Consider the following 16,523-nt stretch of genomic DNA (forward strand, 5'->3'; position numbering starts at 1 on the left):
CGATATTACCCAGCCCCCACGCGTTGTCAAGCCCTCGGGCGAAACTCCTGGAACGGCGCTGGGCCAGACGAGGCCCTCTCGACGAGGTGCGGGCTGATGAGCTCGGGCGTGTGCAGCTCTTCACCCCTGATCTGGCGCAGGAGCATGCCGACAGCCCGCTCGCCCAGCTCAGCGAAGTCCTGGCGCACCGTCGTCAGCGGAGGAAAGAAATGCTGCGACTCCGGGATGTCGTCGAATCCGACGACACTCAGGTCGTGAGGAACCGAGAGGCCTGCATCGCGGCAGGCGTGCAACACTCCGAGCGCCATCTGGTCGTTCGCCGCGAAGATCGCCGTGAAGTCGCGGAGGGTCAGCAGCTCCCGGCCCGCGCGGTATCCGAACTGCGCGGTCCAGTCCCCCAGGATCGGAGCCCTGACCGAGAGATCTGCATCACTCAGCTCGGCGATGTATCCCTGCATCCTCGCTTCCGCTTCGATCCAGTCCTGCGGGCCGGCGAGGTGGATGATGTCTTCGTGTCCGAGGTCGATGAGGTGCCTCACCGCCTGCCTGGCTCCAGCCTGCTGGTCGACCCAGGTGCTTTTGCCCTCGCCCGGATAGGACGGGTTCAGGGTGACGAGAGGCACCCTCACCGACATGTCCTCGATCACCTCGAACACACTCACCTGCGGCGCGATGACCACGAGGCCCTCGACCGACTGGCCGACGAGGTGGTCGAGGGCGGCTCTGATGCCTGCCTCGTCGCGCGACGCGATGTTGGTCACGGTGACGAGGTATCCCTCGCGCCGCGCCGCCGCCTCGATCGACTGAATGCTCGTGGCCGGGCCGTAATACGACAGTTGCGAGGTGAGCACACCGATCATCTGCGAGCGACGGGTGACAAGCCGCCTGGCGGCCTGGTTCGGCCTGAAGTCGAGCTCACGCATCGCGTCGAGCACCCGTTGCCTCGTGCCAGGGCGGATGCTCGGGTGATCGTTGAGCACACGCGACACGGTCTGGTGCGACACACCCGCACGACGCGCGACATCGCGGATGTTCGGCGCCCTCGCGTTCTCAACTCCAGTCGGCATGGTCTTCCACTTGTTCGGGATGTGACCGTACACATCCAGAAGAAGTCTATTCCCACCCCTTGCCAGCCGCAGCCGGAGGCGCAAGGCTGGCCTCAGGCATCCGCCAGCGGACGAACACGAAGGAGCATGGCCATGGCATTCGACGACATCACCAAGAAGGCGCAGGACTTCCTCGCAGACAACAAGGTGCAGGATGCGCTGAAGAGCGAGAGGGCCGAAGACATCAGTGACCGGGTGCTCGACGGCGTCGCCGATGCCGCGAACAAGGTCACAGGAGGAAAGCACGAAGAGAAGATCAACGACGCCAGGGAGTCAGCCGACAAGCGGATCGGCGACCAGTAGCGCGTCGGCTCGATCGGTGCTCCGAGCGTGCGGGCACCGGTCGCTGCCCGCCATGCCCAGTGCGCCTGCGCCTCGGCCGAGCCGCGGCGGCCTCAGTCGAGCGATCGCGCCAGCAGCTCGCCGGCGACGCGAAGCCACCGAGGGGCATCGTCGATGGCAGCCTCGACACTGCCCGAAACACTCACGAGCGATGCGGCGGCATGAAAAAGCTCCGTGGTCTCCGCGTCGATGGAGCCGGCGACGAGCATGGCCCGCGAACCCGGCGCGGCGAGCGATGCGATGTAGCTCGGCACTTTGCCCGCGGCTGACTGAGCGTCGAAGCGACCCTCTCCGGTCACAACGACATCGGCCGTGCCGACGACCCCCGGCGCCCCGAGGGCGTCACCGACGGCATCCGCGCCGAGCGCCCGTTCAGCGCCCCAGGCCAGAAGGCCGAAACCGGTTCCGCCCGCAGACCCCGCGCCCGGTGCCGCCTCATCAACGTCGATGAGACGTGCGAACCCGTGCAGATTCGCTTCGAGCTCGATGACCTGCTCCGGCGTCGCCCCCTTCTGCGGGCCGAAAACGGCTGCAGCGCCAGACCCACCGAGCAGCGGATTGGTGACATCGGACAGCATCGTGACCCCGCCGGCCGGAAGCGGCCGCAGACCAGAGAGCTCAACGGATGCGACGCTCGCGAGCCCCGCATTGCCCAGTGACACGGGCTCGCCGGCCGAGTCGAGAAGACGGGCGCCGAGTGCGACAAGCGCGCCGGCCCCCGCATCCGTCGACGAGCTTCCGCCGAGAGCGAGGAGCAGCCCGCACACACCGTGGTCGAGAGCGGCGGCGATGGCCTGTCCGAACCCGAGTGTGTGCGCACCGAAGGGCTGAAGGGGGTCGAGCAGGGTGATCCCGCTTGTGTTCGCGAGTTCGACGACCCCGCGGCCGTCCGGCAGAAGCAGCCAGAATGCGTCGACCATCGTGCCGTCAGGTCCGACGACGCGCACGGGCATCCGCTTCGAGCCGGGGACTGCCGTCTCAAACGCCTCGAGGGTTCCCTCTCCGCCGTCGGCCATCGGCAATCGTCTGATCCGATCGTCCGGCCTCGCCTCAGCCCAGCCCTGGGCGATGGCGTCTGCCACCTCGGTGGCCGTCGCCGACCCCTTGAACGAGTCGGGGGCTATGACAACGGTGAGAGCGCGCACTCGTCAAGCCTAGATGCGACAAGGCCGAGCGGGGAGAAGGGCTGATGTCATGGACGCACCCTAGAACCCCAACTATGGTTGAGATCAAGCACGTCGGCCGGCAGACGGACAGCAGAGGGAAGAGATGCCGCAACTCCCCGGAAACAAGCACCAGCCCCTCACGATCGGTGACCTCTCACGCCGAAGCGGCGTCGCGGCGTCCGCCCTGCACTTCTACGAACGCAACGGCCTCATCACCGCTGAGCGCACGGCGGGCAACCAGCGGCGCTACCGGCGGGACACCCTGCGTCGTGTGGCGTTCATCCGCGTCTCACAGCGTGTCGGCATCCCGCTGCGTGACATCAGGGCAGCACTCGAGTCGCTGCCAGAGGGACGCACACCGACCAAGCGGGATTGGGCACAACTGTCTGCCGCATGGCGCACCGAACTCGACGAGCGGATCAACCAGCTCAGGCATCTGCGCGAAGACCTCGACGGATGCATCGGGTGCGGATGCCTCAGCCTCACGACGTGCTCGCTGCAGAACCCTCGCGACGAACTCGGGCGCGCGGGGGATGGTGCACGCCGCTGGGCCGAGTGACCGGGGCCGAGGGCGGGCGAACCGGCCCGCAGCGTGACAGAACCTCGCAGAAGATCCCGCTGCCGGCCGTTGTTCCCGCTGTCAGGATGCTCGGGCGGCGGTGTGTCAGCGTTTGCGCGCTACGGCCTTCTCGATGGCACGCTCGACGTCGGCCAGCAGGTCGTCGATCGACTCGAGACCCACAGACAGCCGAACCACATCGGCGGGAACGGCAAGCTCAGTGCCGGCAACCGACGCATGGGTCATCTCGGCCGGATAGTTGACGAGAGACTCGACGCCGCCGAGCGACTCCGCGAGGGTGAACACACGTGTCTTCTCGGCGAAACGGCGTGCGACACGCTCGCCGCCCGCGAACGCGAGTGAGAGCATCCCCCCGAACTGCGACATCTGCTGCGCGGCGAGGGCGTGCCCGTCGTGCGATTCGAGCCCCGGGTAGAACACCCGGCTGACCGCCGAGTGCGTCTCGAAGTACTCGGCGAGCGCCAGCGCGTTGTCGCTGTGCCGCTGCATCCTGACGTCGAGGGTCTTGATTCCCCTGGTCGTCAGCCACGCGTCGAGCGGAGCCGACACCGCGCCGGCCGCGAACTGGATGAACTTCAGCTTCTCGTGGAGCGCCGCATCGCTCAGCACAACGGCCCCGCCGATCACATCGGAGTGACCTCCGAGGTATTTGGTGGTCGAGTGCACAACGATGTCTGCCCCGAGCGCGAGCGGCTGCTGCAACGCGGGGGTCGCGAACGTGTTGTCGACCACAACGACCAATCCGTGGGCGTGGCCGATCTCACTCAGCTCGGCGATGTCGGTGATCTTCATCAGGGGGTTCGACGGCGTCTCGACCCAGAGCATTTTCGTTGTCTCGGTGACGGCCTTCTCCACAGCCCTGAGGTTCGACATGTCGACGACCGTGTGGGCCACACCCCAATCGCCGAAGATCTGCGCGACGAGACGGTAGGTGCCTCCATACACGTCGTTGCCGATCACCACGTGATCTCCGGGGCGGAGCACCCCGCGCAGCACAGCGTCCTCTGCAGCCAGCCCTGAGGCGAACGAGAGCGCGAACCGCCCGCCTTCGAGTGCCGCCAGCTGCGTCTCGAGAGCCGTGCGGGTGGGGTTGCCTGCTCGCCCGTATTCGTAGCCGTCGCGCAGGCCCCCGATGCCGTCCTGCGCGAACGTCGAGCTCTGGTGGATCGGCGGGATCACGGCGCCCGTGCGCTGTTCCGGGTCCTGCCCGGCGTGGATCGCCTTCGTGGCGAATCCCTGCGATTTCTTGCTCATGGCGCTACCTCTGTCTCGATCGGTCTGTGTTGATCGGTCCGTGTCTTGATCGGTCTGCGGGTGTTTATTCACTCAGGAACGTGAGCAGATCGTGCCGTGTGATCACGGCCTGTGGTTTTCCGTCGCTCGTCACGAGCAGGGCGTCAGACGCGCCGAGCGCGGCACGCGCGTCTTCGACGGAGTCGCCCGCGCCGATGATCGGCAGCGGTGAGTCGACGACGGATGCGACGGCATCCGTCATGCGTGCACGACCGGAGAACACGGCGTCGAGCAGCGAGCGTTCAGACACCGCACCGGCGACCTCACCCATCATCACCGGTGGTTCCGCGGTGAGGACCGGCAGTTGCGACACCCCGAATTCGCTCATCACATCGATCGCCTCGCGCACGGTGTCGCTGGGGTGGGCGTGCAGCAGGGCGGGAAGCTCGCCGCCCTTCGCCGCGACGATGTCGCCGACGGTGCGGTCGCCGTCTGCGGCGAGAAAACCGTACGCGCGCATCCAGCCGTCGTTGAAGATCTTGGCGAGGTAACCCCGACCGCCGTCGGGGAGAAGCACAACAACAACGTCATCCGGCCCGAGCTCACGAGCGGCGCGGAGCGCCGCGACGACGGCCATTCCACTCGACCCGCCGACGAGAAGACCCTCTTCGCGGGCGAGCCTGCGGGTCATCTCGAACGACTCGGCGTCTGAGACGGGAATGACCTCGTTCACCACGCTCGGGTCATATGCCCCCGGCCACATGTCTTCTCCGACACCCTCGACGAGGTAGGGCCTGCCGGTGCCGCCAGAGTACACAGACCCCTCGGGGTCTGCACCGATGATCCGGACCCGGCCCTCTGAGGCCTCGAGCAGATATCGCGCTGTCCCCGTGATCGTGCCTCCGGTGCCGACCCCGGTGACGAAGTGCGTGATCCTGCCCCCGGTGTCGTTCCAGATCTCGGGCCCCGTGGACTCGTAGTGGCTCAGCGGGCCGTTCTGGTTGAAGTACTGGTTCGGCTTGAATGCGCCGGGGATCTCGGCGGCGAGCCGGTCAGAGACCGAGTAATACGACTCGGGATCATCCGGGGCGACCGATGTCGGCGTCACGACCACCTCTGCCCCGTATGCCGTGAGCACCTGTCGCTTCTCTTCGCCCACCTTGTCCGGCACAACGAACACACACCGGTATCCGCGCTGCTGCGCGACGAGCGCGAGACCCACCCCGGTATTGCCAGACGTGGGCTCGACGATCGTTCCGCCCGGTTTCAGCAGCCCGTCTCGCTCCGCCGCATCAACGATCTTCACGGCTATGCGGTCTTTCACCGAGCCGCCGGGGTTCAGGTACTCGACCTTGGCGAGCACCGTGGCGCTGATGCCCTCCGTGACCTGGTTCAGCTTCACCAGAGGGGTGTTGCCGACGAGGTCGACCACCGATTCTGCGTACTTCACGCTTGCTCCTGTTTCCGGCCGTTGCTCGATGCGACCAGCGACCGTTTGGCCGCATAACGAGCCTAACCCGTCGATTCCGCGTGTGACGGAACCACGAAGCCTCTGCAGACCACCCGTCCCTCGAGCGATACGACGGGCGCGGATGCACCCGCTCGCCGCCCCAGACTCTCTCACGTCTCTGGTCGGCCAGAACTCGATCGACCAGCAGGCGGTTGCCGGCCCGTGGCCTGCGTGCACAACGTCGGAAGAATGTGCGTCTCGCCCCGGATTCGGGCGCGGATCGGCGCAATCGATAGATTTTTCCGACGTTGTGCACCGCATCAGCGCCACGACCCCGTGAGCGGTCTGCTCCCAGCCATCGGCAATACACTATGCATAAACATGAGCGGGCCCGCCGCCGTGTCCCGCGCAGAGCAGCCACATCCGGCTCCGTGCTCCTTATGGAGTGCCGGCTGCGCAAGAGCCCAAGCCAGTGAGTCGAAAGGCCCCGTGTGTCTCCCAAGCCCGACAGCCCCTCCCCCAGGAGCGGCAACCCCGCACGCCAGCAAACCGTTAAAGAGCAGCGTGCCGCGCAGCGCCAGGCCAAGGTCGAGGCATATAAACAGGAGCAGGCCAAAAAGGCCCGCAACCGCAAGATCGGGATCGCCTCGGCGATCGTGGGCGGTGTCGCCGTGATCGCACTTCTCATCGTGAGCATCGTGATCACGATGCCGGCGCCGAGCGCGACCTATGAGGCGGGTGCAGACGACATCGAGATCGAGGGCGTCGAGACCTTTTCGAACACCAACCAGCACACCGAGGATCCGGTCGAATACGAACAGAACCCCCCGGCGGGCGGCGACCACAACCCGGCCTGGCTGAACTGCGGAATCTACACCGAGGTGCAGGCCAACGAGAACGCTGTGCACTCTCTCGAGCACGGAGCCGTCTGGGTCACCTATGATCCCGCGGAGGTGTCCGACGACGAGCTCAACACACTCAAGGCCCTCTTGCCGAGCACCTACGTGATCCTGTCGCCGTACGAAGACATGGACACCCCGATCGCCCTGAGCGCGTGGAATGCGCAGCTCAAGGTCGACGACGCCGATGACGAGCGGATCGCGCAGTTCTTCGAGGCGTACTGGAAGAGCGAGAAGGTTCCCGAGCCCGGCGCGAGCTGTGTTGGAGCGGTGGACGGACCGGGCAAGGCCTGATCCGTGCCGGCCGAGTCGCGCTCTCCCGGCACGGATGATTCCGTGCCGCTCTCGGCGGCGCCAGACGCCGGCGAGACATCCGATCGCCGAGGCCGCTCGCGGGTTCTGATCGTCGTCGCCGCGGTGCTGGCGATCGTTGTGGTCGCCGCCGTGGCCTTCGCGACCGGTCGCCTGTCGACGCTCGGAGACCCCGTGCCGGCGAATGACAGCGCTGAGGCCGGCTTCGCCAGGGACATGCAGATCCACCATGACCAGGGCGTCGAGCTGTCGCTGATCATCCGTGACCTGACCGACGACGAAGACGTTCGCCGCCTCGCCTTCGACATCGCCACGACGCAGGGGGCCCAGTCCGGCATGATGGCGGGATGGATGCAGGTCTGGGGCCTTCCGCAGTTCCCTCCGGAGCCGTCGATGACCTGGATGACGAGGCCGGGGCTGCAGGGCGCGGAGCATACCCACGGCACGGCTGAGGGCGAGGGCTCCGCTCACACCCCGGGTGATCCGATGCCGGGGCTCGCCACCCAGGAGCAGATCGACGAACTCGAGTCACTGTCTGGGACAGACGCCGAGATCATGTTCCTCGAGCTGATGATCGCGCACCACCGGGGCGCCGTCGACATGGCAGAGGCCCTTCTCGACCGCAGCACGCATCCGGTGGTGACGACGTTCGCCGAGGGTGTGCTCGTCAGTCAGCAGAGCGAAATCGATCTCATGGAGTCCATGCTCGCCGAGCGAGGCGCCCCTGCCGGTTGACGTCCCTCCCCGATGCCGTGCGCCTCGTCCGTGCGGCGCTGCACGGCGACATCCGCCTGCTCAGATCGTCACGCGCGCCTCCATTTGTGACGCGCCATCCGAAATAGGGCAGCGCGTCACAAATGGAGGCGCGCGGGACGCGTTCGTCGCCGGCACTCGCGCGGGAGTGCACGGTGCGCGCGGATGCTCAGCGCAGATCGCTGCGCTGGTCACGGAACATACGGGCATACACACCGTCGCGCACGAGCAGCTCGTTGTGCGTGCCCCGCTCGGCGATGCGCCCGCCCGCGATCACGAAGATGACGTCCGCGTCGATGACCGTTGAGAGCCTGTGCGCGATCGCGATCGTCGTGCGCCCGCTCGACGCGGTCTCGAGCGCCCGCTGCACAATGCGTTCCGAGAGCGTGTCGAGCGCGCTCGTCGCTTCGTCGAGCACAAGCACCTCGGGGTCTTTGAGCAGCACCCGCGCAATGGCTATCCGCTGTTTCTCGCCGCCCGAGAGACGGTAGCCGCGCTCCCCGACCACCGTCTGGTAGCCGTGCTCGAACGACACGATGCTGTCGTGGATGTGTGCGGCTCGCGCGGCCCGCTCGAGCTCGGCATCGGTCGCCGACGGTCGTGCATAACGAAGGTTCTCGGCGATCGTGGCGTGAAAGAGATAGGTCTCCTGGCTGACGATGCCGATGTGCGAGATCAGGGATGCGTGTGTGAGCGACCGCACGTCGGCGCCGGAGAAGAGCACGCGTCCCTCCGTGACGTCGTAGAACCGCGGAACGAGGTACGACACTGTCGTCTTGCCCGCACCAGACGGGCCGACGAACGCCGCGAACTGACCCGGCTCGATGGTGAACGACACGTCGTCGAGAGTCGGCGGGGAGTCGTCTGCCGCATCCGGATACCGGAACGACACGCGCTCGAACTCGACCTTGCCGACGGGACCTGGGGCTTCCGCCACCGCCACGGCATCCGGGGCATCGCCGATCGCCGGGCGAAGGTCGAGATATTCGAAGATCCGCGCGAAGAGGGCACCGGATGTCTGCAGGTCGAGGCCCACGCGCATCAGCGCCATCAGGGGGAACAGCAGGCGGGACTGCACTGTCGTGAACGCGACGATGGCACCGGCCGTGACGTCTGGCGCTCCCCCGACGATCAGGAATCCGGCCGCCAGGTAGACGATGGCGGGAATCGACGACAAAAAGATGTTGACCATGGCGAAGAACCACTGGCCGCTCATCGCCTGTCTCACCTGCAGGCCGATCTGCGTTGTGTTCGCGTCTGCATACCGAGCGGTCTCGGCCGGCTGGCGGTTGAAGCTCTTGGCCAGGAGCATGCCCGAGACACTCAGCGTCTCTTGTGTGATGGCGCTCATGTCAGACAGGGATTCCTGCGTCTGGGTCGCAATACGGGCGCGCACCTGCCCGACCCTGCGCTGAGCGATCACAAGAACCGGCATCAGAATGAGCGCGATCACCGTGAGCTGCCAGTTGATGAGCACCATGGCCACGAACGCGGCGATCACGTTGACCGTGTTGCCGAGCACACTCGAGATGGTGTTCGTCAGCACACCGGCAACGCCGCCCACATCATTCTGCAGACGCGACTGGATGATCCCGGTTCTGGTACGGGTGAAGAACGAGAGCTCCATCGACTGCAGTGTGCGGAACAGCCTCACCCTCAGATCGCCCATCACCGTGTTGCCGACCGTCGAGGTCAGCCAGGTCTGCCAGACGCCGAGGCCAGCCGCGAGAACGTAGATGGTGATCATGAGGGCGATGATGCGGGCGAGCACGGGAAGGTCGGGAGTGCCGTCAGGAGGAAAAAGCCCGCTGTCGAAAGCGCTCTCGACGAGCAGGGGCGGGATCACGCTGAGCGCCGCCGCGACGAGCACGAGCACAACGGTGACGATCAGGCGACCACGGTGGGGGGCGAACAGGGCGAACACCCTTCGCAACAGGTGCGGCACCTCCGGGGCGTCGGCGTTCGCTTCGCGCTGCGCTCGCTCGTCACCGCGTGCCGCACGGGAGCGAGGGCTGCCGCCGCCCGGCTCGCCGCGTGGCACTCCGGCAGCAGGTGCGCCGCCGTGAATACTCATGATCCGAGCATAGGCGTGCCTGCAACAGCCCTGACCGTGTGCCTCGAAGAGGGGGCGCGCGAATGCCCGCCTCGGGGATAAGATATGTTCACCCGAAATATCCGTACCCGCGGACAACACCCGAAATGCACTGCACCCGAAATGCACTGCACCCGAAATGCACTGCGGCTGCACCATCGCCACTGTGCACGTAACCCGTTTACCCTGCGTGCCGGTTCCCGACCGGCCCCACTGAAGCTGAACTCTCTGTTCGCGCTGTTTGCTGTGCCTGCATAGCGGCGAATCGAGCTGTTCGACCCGATTCCATGTGGAAAGAAGACACAATGCCCATCACCTTTCGTCGGACGCGCTCGTCCGATGCACCTGGCACGGATTCGCCGGCTTTCAGCTCGCGCGTCGGCCGGGCGTCTCTCGCCGTCACCCTGAGCGTTATGCTCACCGGTGCAGGATTGCTCGTGAGCACACCAGCCAACGCAGAAGAGGCAGCCATCGCCACACCACACAGTGCTTCTCCTGCTCCCGCGCCGTCTCACGCTCAGCATGCGGTTTCAGAAGAGAATGCCGACGACATCGAGGACCAGGCATCGGAGGCGATTCACTGCGAGGCGACACCAAACGACTCGTATGTGCCGCAGGACACAACGAGCGCCGGATGCCTCACGGTCACCCCAACGCCGAAAGTCAGTCCCGAGACCACCGAGTGCGCAACGTCATCCGCAACAGGTTCATCCACAACAGGGCCATCCGCAACAGAGTTGGAGAGTCCCGGGATCGAGTCGCTGAGCATTCTTCAGTCTGACCCGGCACACCTCGAGTCCAGCTCCGACGTCGGCACCGCTTCCTGCCAGAAGACATCCGCCGAGGTTCCGCCCGCTGCGACGCCGCTGACTCCGGCGAGTGTGGTTCCCGCCCAGAGAGCCCCGCTCGCCGACACCGGCGCATCGGGCGCCACCGCTGTGCTCGGCACGGGCGTTATGGTTCTGTTGCTCGGAGCCGGGCTGGTGCTCGCCGCCAGGCGCACCGGTCGCACACGCACCGTTAACGCGCGCACCGACTAGGCACAAGAGCGCGGGCCGGTGGAGACCCGAATCCGCCAGCCGGCCCGAGCACAGAGCATCCGCCCCTCGGATGAGGAGCGGATGCTCTGTGCTGCCGAATGCGTGTGGTTCTCACCCGCGGATGACACTCACTTCTGCGATCCGGCGAGCAGCGCCTGCACGAAGTACCTCTGGAAGGCGAAGAACACGATCAGGGGAACGATCATCGACAGGAAGGCGCCCGTCGAGAGCACGTCGATGTTCGAGCCGAACTGCCTCAGCTGACTCTGGATCGCCACCGTCAACGGCTGCGACTGCGAGTTCGTGAAGATCAGCGCGACGAGCATGTCGTTCCAGGTCCAGAGAAACTGGAAGATCGCGAGCGACGCGATCGCCGGTCCGCCGAGCGGCAGGATCACACGTGCGAAGATGCGCCAGTCGCTCGCCCCGTCGATGCGTGCCGCCTCCAGCAGCTCTCCGGGGATCTGAGTGAAGAAGTTCCGCAGCAGAAAGATCGCGAACGGAAGGCCGAACGACACGTGAAAGAGAATCACGCCGAGAACCGACCCGAAGATCCCGATCGTTCCGAACAGCCGGGCGAGGGGGATCAGAGCGACCTGGATCGGCACCGCGAGAAGCACGATGACAACGATGAGCAGCCAGTCCCGGCCGGGGAACTGCATCCACGCGAAGGCGTATGCGGCGAGCGCCCCGATCACAACGACAAGCACGGTCGTCGGCACGGATATCATGATCGTGTTCCAGAAAGAACCAGTGATCGTGGGGTTCGAGAGCAGGTCGGCGTAGTTCTCGATCGTCAGCTGCGCGGGGGCGGTGAACACCGTCCACCACCCGGATGCCGCGTTGTCGCCCACTGTGCGCAGGGACGACAGGAACAGCCCGACCGTCGGCACGAGCCAGAAGACGGCGACGATGACGAGCAGCAGGTTGACCAGCCCGTTGCTGAAGAAGCCGAGGATGCGCCCGGCGACGGTTTTCCTTCCGCGCACGATGGTGAGGTCGCTCATCGCTGTCGTTCCTCCCTGAATCTGCGGATGTTGATGACCATCGACGGCAGCACCAGGATCAGCAGCAGAATCGCGAGCGCGCTTCCGAGCCCCTGGTTGTTCCCCCCGCCGAATGAGACCGTCCACATCTCCACGGCGATCACGTTCGCCGCGGGCTTCGCCGACCCGGGAGGTATGACATAGACCAAGTCGAAGATCTTGAGCACGTTGATGATCAGAGTGACGAACACCACAACGATCACCGGAGAGAGAAGCGGCACGGTGATCCTCGTGAAGACCTTCCACTCGCTCGCGCCGTCGATGCGCGCCGCCTCCTGCAACGACCGGTCGATCGCCGAGAGGCCGGACGAGATCATCACCATCGAGAAACCGGCCCAGATCCAGATGTACGAGATGATGATCACCGAGGTGATGAAGGCCGAGCTCAGCCAGGAGACGCCCTGGAAGCCCTCGTCGAAGTTGGATGCCGGCAGCGCGATCCGGTACTCGCCCTCGGCGAGCCCTTCGAGCAGGTAACGGCCGGAGTCGTCGGTCGTCGCTGTCGCGGTGATGCTGCCGTCCTCTGCCACCGCGTCCACGCGCATTCCGGGAAGCCCCAGCTTGCCCTCGTCGATCTCGCCGTTGGTGCCGCCACCACCCCTGATCACGTCGAGCCAGACCGTGCCGCTGATCTGATCTGAGCCCGGCTCCTCCGCCGGCTCCGCCTGTGAGGCGTTCTCAGGCATGTCATCGCCTTTGATGCCGACGAGCGGGAAGTCCTGCTCAGAACCCGCCGCCACCGTGTCGTCGCTCGCGATGGTGCCTCTGTCGGCCGTGACGCCCGCACCCTCTCTCGGCGACGCACCCGGATAGGCCGCATCGCTGCCGCCGAACCAGTCGCTCACACCGACGATGGTCGCATTCACGACGCCGAGCTGCGGGCTCTCTTGGAACATGCCGCGGAAGATGACACCTGCGGCGAGCATCGAGATCGCCATCGGCATAAAGATGATGAGCTTGAAGGCTGTCGCCCATTTGATCTTGTCGAGCATCACGGCGAAGATCAGCCCGATCACCGTGCACGAGATGGGAGCCACGACGACCCAGATGACGTTGTTCCTGATCGCGGTGAACGTCGAGTCGTTTGTGAACATCGTCACATAGTTGTCCCAGCCGACGAACTCGTCGCCCCCCGGATCGAAGAACGAGCGGATGACCGTGTAGACGATCGGATAGACGACGAGTGCGCCGAGAAGGACGAGCGCCGGTGCGAGGAACACAAGAGCGATGAAGAAGTTCCGTCTACGTGACGCTCCCCCGGGGGAGCGTTGTCTGGCGGTTTCTCTCGGACTCGTTTCGACCGGGGCTACTGACGCGGATTTACTGCTCACGAGCTCCTCCAACCGCCCCGGTCATCCGCCGTATGCGGCTGCTGCCGCGGCCTCCAGTTTCTGTTGTGTCCCAGCTATGTCGGTCGGATTCTGCAGGAATTCGATCATGATCTGCCAGAAGCCCTGCCCCTCTGTGCCGCCGAACGAGCTCGGTGTGAGGTCTGACATGTCGAAGCGGAACGTCTCGGCCCCCACAAGCGACTCCGCGATCTGACGCGAGGTGTCGTCGGGGTAGAGAGAGGTGTCGACAGAGCTGTTCGGTGAGGTGAGGCCTCCGTTCGGAACCCAGATCTCCGCAGACTCCGGCGACGCGAGGAACTGCATCAGGGCATCCGTCGCCTCGTCGTCTGTGAAGGCAACCGCGACGTCACCACCGCCGACCACAGAGGGCTCTGAGTCGTTGATCGCCGGAAAATCGTAGAAGAGCGCGTTCTCACCGACGACGGAGCTTCCGTCGTCAGCGATGTTCCCCGCGACGAAATCCCCCTCGAACACGGTGCCGGCCTGCGGGTCCGCTCCGAAGACCTCGGTGACCGACTCCGGGAACGTGCGCTGGTCTGAGCCCGGCTGCACGAGCTGGTCGTTGCCCCACAGGGTGCCGAGCACCTCGAGCGCTTCGGCGACGGACGGATCCGTCCAGGGGATCTCGTGATTCGTCAGCTGGTCGTACATGTCGCCGCCGGCCGTGCGCAGATAGACGTTCTCGAACCAGTCGGTCAGCGGCCATCCGACATCGGCTCCGATGGAGATGCCCGCGTATCCGGAGTCCGAGATGAGCTGCAACTGCTCGAGGAAACCGTCCCAGTCCTCTGGAACCTCCGCACCGGCCTGGTCGTAGATGTCTGCGTTGTACCAGACGGTGGACTTGTTGGAGCCTTTGAACCAGACGCCGTACTGGGTGCCCTCCACCGTGCCGAGGTCGATCCAGCTCTCGGAGTAGTTGTCTGCGACGATCGACTGCGTCTCTTCTGAGAGCGGCTGAAGGTTGCCGTCGGCGGCGAGCTGCTCCATCAGCGCAGGCTGCGCGAGAAGAGCGACATTGGGCGGGTCACCGCCTTCGATCTGCGTGCCGAGCGTTGTGGCAGCCTTGTCGCCGAAACTCGTGTAGTTGACGGTCGCACCCGTCTGCTCTTCGAATGAGCCGAGAACGGCTTCGAAGTTGTCCTGTTCCGCCCCAGACCAGGCGCCGGCGACCTCGAGCGTCTCTCCGGAGAAGTCGCCTTCCGCGCCTCCGCCCTCTCCCCCGTCGCCGCCGCCTGCACAGCCGGCCAGCACAAGGCCGACGGCCCCCGCCGCCGCGAGTGGTGCCAGAATCCGCCGTTGCCGTGTGAGTCTCATGGATCTCCTCCTCGTCGAGTAGTACCTGTCTTACCGCAGAACGCCGTAATACAGGCGATGCCACGGCGGTTTCACCGCCGGCGCCCCCACCTGGGAGACGAATGCCCCTCAGGGTCAACCTATGACACCCCCTGATCGTTCTCAAGACGTCGAGGTCACAGCTGGGTCACGCCGGCAGCCGCTCGACGTGCCGCGCCGGCTGCCGCATCACCTCGCCGCGTCACTGCGGCTGGGTGAACACCCCGTTCGGATCGTACGTGGCGCGGACCTTCTTCAGCTTCGCGGCGTTGTCGCCGAAGTAGGCCTTCAGCGGGTCGTCGAGGGATGCGTCGGCGTAGTTGACGTACGCCCCGTCTCCCCAGAACGGCACCATGGCCGCGCGGAATCCTCGAACGTACTGGTCGAATGCGTCAGGGTCGGATCCATCGGCGAAGGTTGCCGTGTACTGCACAGTGGCGATGGCATCCCGCCACGGCACGGCCGTGTCACCGGCGCCCACAGAGGCGACGGCACCGCCGAGGGCGTCGATCGAGATGCCGCCCTCTGTGAGCCCGGACACCCCGGAGGCGGCGGACGCCTGCGCGAGCAGCGCCTGGATGCCGTCTGCCGACAGTGCTTTCGTCGCGATGTGGCTCGTCGCGCTGAAGGATTCACGCGTGAGCTGCCCGTTCGGCCCGGTGTTGCACTGGTCGATGGCGACGCCCAGGCATCCGGCATATGACATCATCGCATCGCCATACGAGTGGGTGTTCGAGGTGTTCTGCGTCGGCGGGTTCGGCCCGGTGATGCCCGCGAGCTGCGCCGCGAGGTCCGAGGCCGGCCCGAGCCAGGTGCCAGACATCGAGAGGGCGGGACCACTCGGGTGTTTCGCCCCGCCCAGCACCTTGAGCGTCGTCCAGAGTCTGCTGTCGGTCTGAGGCATCCAGCTCTGCCAGGTGTCTATCACCCGCGCCGCCTGCGACATCGGCCAGGTCACCACGAACATCGTCACCTCTGGAGCCTGCTGGGTGGCGAAGGTGAACTCGGTGACGACGCCGATGTGACCCCCGCCCCCGCCCCTCAGCGCCCAGAACAGGTCGGGTTCGCTCGACGCGCTGGCGGTGCGGACGGTGCCGTCCGCCGTGACGACCTGCATCGACTGCACCTGGTCGCAGGTCAGGCCGAAGGTGCGGGTGAGCACACCGACGCCGCCGCCGAGTGTGAGCCCAGACACACCGACGGTGGCGCACGATCCCGCGCCGATCGCCCGTCCGCTCCCCGCGAGTGTGTTGTAGACGGTTGCCAGTGCGGCGCCAGGGCCGATCGTCGCCATGCCGTCTGCGGCGACGCTGACGGTGTCGAGGGGGCGAAGATCGATCACGAGAGACGGGTCGACGCCCGTCCCCGCTCCGCCGCCGCCTGAATATCCCGGATAGCTGTGCCCGCCGGAGCGCACCTCGAGCGGAATGCCGAACCGGGCGGCGAACGAGATGCCGGCGGCCACGTCGTCGCTGTTCGCCGCCTCGAGGATGCCGAGGGGTGTCACACCGTCGTAGCGCGGGTTCTCGAGCAGCTTGAGTGTGGCGTAGTCGGCGTCGCCCGGCATCACCAGAGAGCCCGTGAGCTTTCCGGCGAGACTCTGCCAGTCCGCCGGAGTCACCGTCGGACGAACGGTCGGGGTCGGCGAAGCGCTCGGGGTCGCATCCGGCGACGCGCATCCGGCGAGGGCGAGCGCTGCTCCCGCGAGCAGAAGGACCTGACGCCGGTTGATCTGCAGAGCGTCGTCGCGCCGGTGCGACTGAGGACCCGGGCTGAAAGCAGGTGTCATGGCGCCAGGTTATCGTTCCTCCGCGGCC

Annotated in this window: 14 protein-coding genes; 5 read left to right on the forward strand and 9 right to left on the reverse strand. The window is 66.0% G+C overall.

The annotated features are described in order from the left end of the window. Positions 1-26 precede the first annotated feature (26 nt). Complete coding sequence (locus tag ACYVF5_RS08840; RefSeq protein WP_460945442.1) at positions 27-1,067, reverse strand: LacI family DNA-binding transcriptional regulator; 1,041 nt, start codon at positions 1,065-1,067, stop codon at positions 27-29. A 132-nt stretch (positions 1,068-1,199) separates the two neighbouring features. Here ACYVF5_RS08840 and ACYVF5_RS08845 point away from each other — a divergent pair, with 132 nt between their 5' ends. Next, a complete protein-coding gene (locus ACYVF5_RS08845) occupies positions 1,200-1,409 on the forward strand; it encodes an Rv0909 family putative TA system antitoxin (protein WP_460945444.1) in 210 nt (69 codons plus the stop codon). Between the two features lie 92 nt (positions 1,410-1,501). Here the strand turns inward: ACYVF5_RS08845 and ACYVF5_RS08850 are convergent, their stop codons facing one another. Then, the gene (locus ACYVF5_RS08850; RefSeq protein ID WP_460945446.1) at positions 1,502-2,593 is read right to left on the reverse strand and encodes a glycerate kinase; all 1,092 of its coding nucleotides are present in this window, start codon (positions 2,591-2,593) and stop codon (positions 1,502-1,504) included. Positions 2,594-2,717: 124 nt separating this feature from the next. Between ACYVF5_RS08850 and soxR the strand changes: the two genes are divergently transcribed. Then, the gene (gene soxR, locus ACYVF5_RS08855; RefSeq protein WP_460945448.1) at positions 2,718-3,173 is read left to right on the forward strand and encodes a redox-sensitive transcriptional activator SoxR; all 456 of its coding nucleotides are present in this window, start codon (positions 2,718-2,720) and stop codon (positions 3,171-3,173) included. Between the two features lie 105 nt (positions 3,174-3,278). Here soxR and ACYVF5_RS08860 read toward each other — a convergent pair whose 3' ends face one another. Both ACYVF5_RS08860 and ACYVF5_RS08865 read right to left on the reverse strand, forming a co-directional pair. Next, positions 3,279-4,448 carry a cystathionine gamma-synthase gene (locus ACYVF5_RS08860; protein WP_460945450.1) on the reverse strand — a complete coding sequence of 390 codons (1,170 nt, stop codon included), beginning with the start codon at positions 4,446-4,448 and terminating at the stop codon, positions 3,279-3,281. Between the two features lie 64 nt (positions 4,449-4,512). Next, positions 4,513-5,877, reverse strand: coding sequence for a cystathionine beta-synthase (locus ACYVF5_RS08865; protein ID WP_460945452.1), 1,365 nt, complete (start codon positions 5,875-5,877; stop codon positions 4,513-4,515). A gap of 491 nt (positions 5,878-6,368) precedes the next feature. On the opposite strand from ACYVF5_RS08865, the gene ACYVF5_RS08870 reads away from it, so the two are divergent. Continuing rightward, entirely contained in the window at positions 6,369-7,070 is a 702-nt protein-coding gene (locus tag ACYVF5_RS08870) for a DUF3105 domain-containing protein (protein ID WP_460945454.1), read from the forward strand. Positions 7,071-7,073: 3 nt separating this feature from the next. Then, complete coding sequence (locus ACYVF5_RS08875) at positions 7,074-7,823, forward strand: DUF305 domain-containing protein (protein WP_460945456.1); 750 nt, start codon at positions 7,074-7,076, stop codon at positions 7,821-7,823. A gap of 187 nt (positions 7,824-8,010) precedes the next feature. Here the strand turns inward: ACYVF5_RS08875 and ACYVF5_RS08880 are convergent, their stop codons facing one another. Beyond that, on the reverse strand, positions 8,011-9,915 hold the full coding sequence (locus ACYVF5_RS08880; RefSeq protein ID WP_460945458.1) for an ABC transporter ATP-binding protein: 1,905 nt from the start codon (positions 9,913-9,915) through the stop codon (positions 8,011-8,013). Between the two features lie 323 nt (positions 9,916-10,238). Between ACYVF5_RS08880 and ACYVF5_RS08885 the strand changes: the two genes are divergently transcribed. Next, positions 10,239-10,973 carry a hypothetical protein gene (locus tag ACYVF5_RS08885; protein ID WP_460945460.1) on the forward strand — a complete coding sequence of 245 codons (735 nt, stop codon included), beginning with the start codon at positions 10,239-10,241 and terminating at the stop codon, positions 10,971-10,973. A gap of 128 nt (positions 10,974-11,101) precedes the next feature. Here ACYVF5_RS08885 and ACYVF5_RS08890 read toward each other — a convergent pair whose 3' ends face one another. From ACYVF5_RS08890 to ACYVF5_RS08905, 4 genes are all read right to left on the reverse strand, one after another. Continuing rightward, complete coding sequence (locus tag ACYVF5_RS08890) at positions 11,102-11,980, reverse strand: carbohydrate ABC transporter permease (protein WP_460945462.1); 879 nt, start codon at positions 11,978-11,980, stop codon at positions 11,102-11,104. Further along, positions 11,977-13,350, reverse strand: a complete 1,374-nt coding sequence (locus ACYVF5_RS08895; protein WP_460945464.1) for an ABC transporter permease — start codon at positions 13,348-13,350, stop codon at positions 11,977-11,979. The genes ACYVF5_RS08890 and ACYVF5_RS08895 overlap by 4 nt, the downstream gene beginning before the upstream one ends. Before the next feature lie 21 nt (positions 13,351-13,371). After that, positions 13,372-14,688: an ABC transporter substrate-binding protein gene (locus ACYVF5_RS08900; RefSeq protein WP_460945466.1), complete on the reverse strand. Its 1,317-nt coding sequence runs from the start codon at positions 14,686-14,688 to the stop codon at positions 13,372-13,374. A gap of 220 nt (positions 14,689-14,908) precedes the next feature. After that, a complete protein-coding gene (locus ACYVF5_RS08905) occupies positions 14,909-16,495 on the reverse strand; it encodes an FAD-binding oxidoreductase (protein WP_460945468.1) in 1,587 nt (528 codons plus the stop codon). Positions 16,496-16,523 lie beyond the last annotated feature (28 nt).

The sequence above is a fragment of the Okibacterium endophyticum genome (assembly GCF_054780075.1).

Coding starts and splice junctions, on each gene's coding strand:
- ACYVF5_RS08840 (WP_460945442.1), bottom strand. CDS start 1,067: ATGCCGACTGGAGTTGAGAACGCGAGGGCGCCGAACATCCGCGATGTC.
- ACYVF5_RS08845 (WP_460945444.1), top strand. CDS start 1,200: ATGGCATTCGACGACATCACCAAGAAGGCGCAGGACTTCCTCGCAGAC.
- soxR (WP_460945448.1), top strand. CDS start 2,718: ATGCCGCAACTCCCCGGAAACAAGCACCAGCCCCTCACGATCGGTGAC.
- ACYVF5_RS08860 (WP_460945450.1), bottom strand. CDS start 4,448: ATGAGCAAGAAATCGCAGGGATTCGCCACGAAGGCGATCCACGCCGGG.
- ACYVF5_RS08880 (WP_460945458.1), bottom strand. CDS start 9,915: ATGAGTATTCACGGCGGCGCACCTGCTGCCGGAGTGCCACGCGGCGAG.
- ACYVF5_RS08885 (WP_460945460.1), top strand. CDS start 10,239: ATGCCCATCACCTTTCGTCGGACGCGCTCGTCCGATGCACCTGGCACG.
- ACYVF5_RS08890 (WP_460945462.1), bottom strand. CDS start 11,980: ATGAGCGACCTCACCATCGTGCGCGGAAGGAAAACCGTCGCCGGGCGC.
- ACYVF5_RS08900 (WP_460945466.1), bottom strand. CDS start 14,688: ATGAGACTCACACGGCAACGGCGGATTCTGGCACCACTCGCGGCGGCG.
- ACYVF5_RS08905 (WP_460945468.1), bottom strand. CDS start 16,495: ATGACACCTGCTTTCAGCCCGGGTCCTCAGTCGCACCGGCGCGACGAC.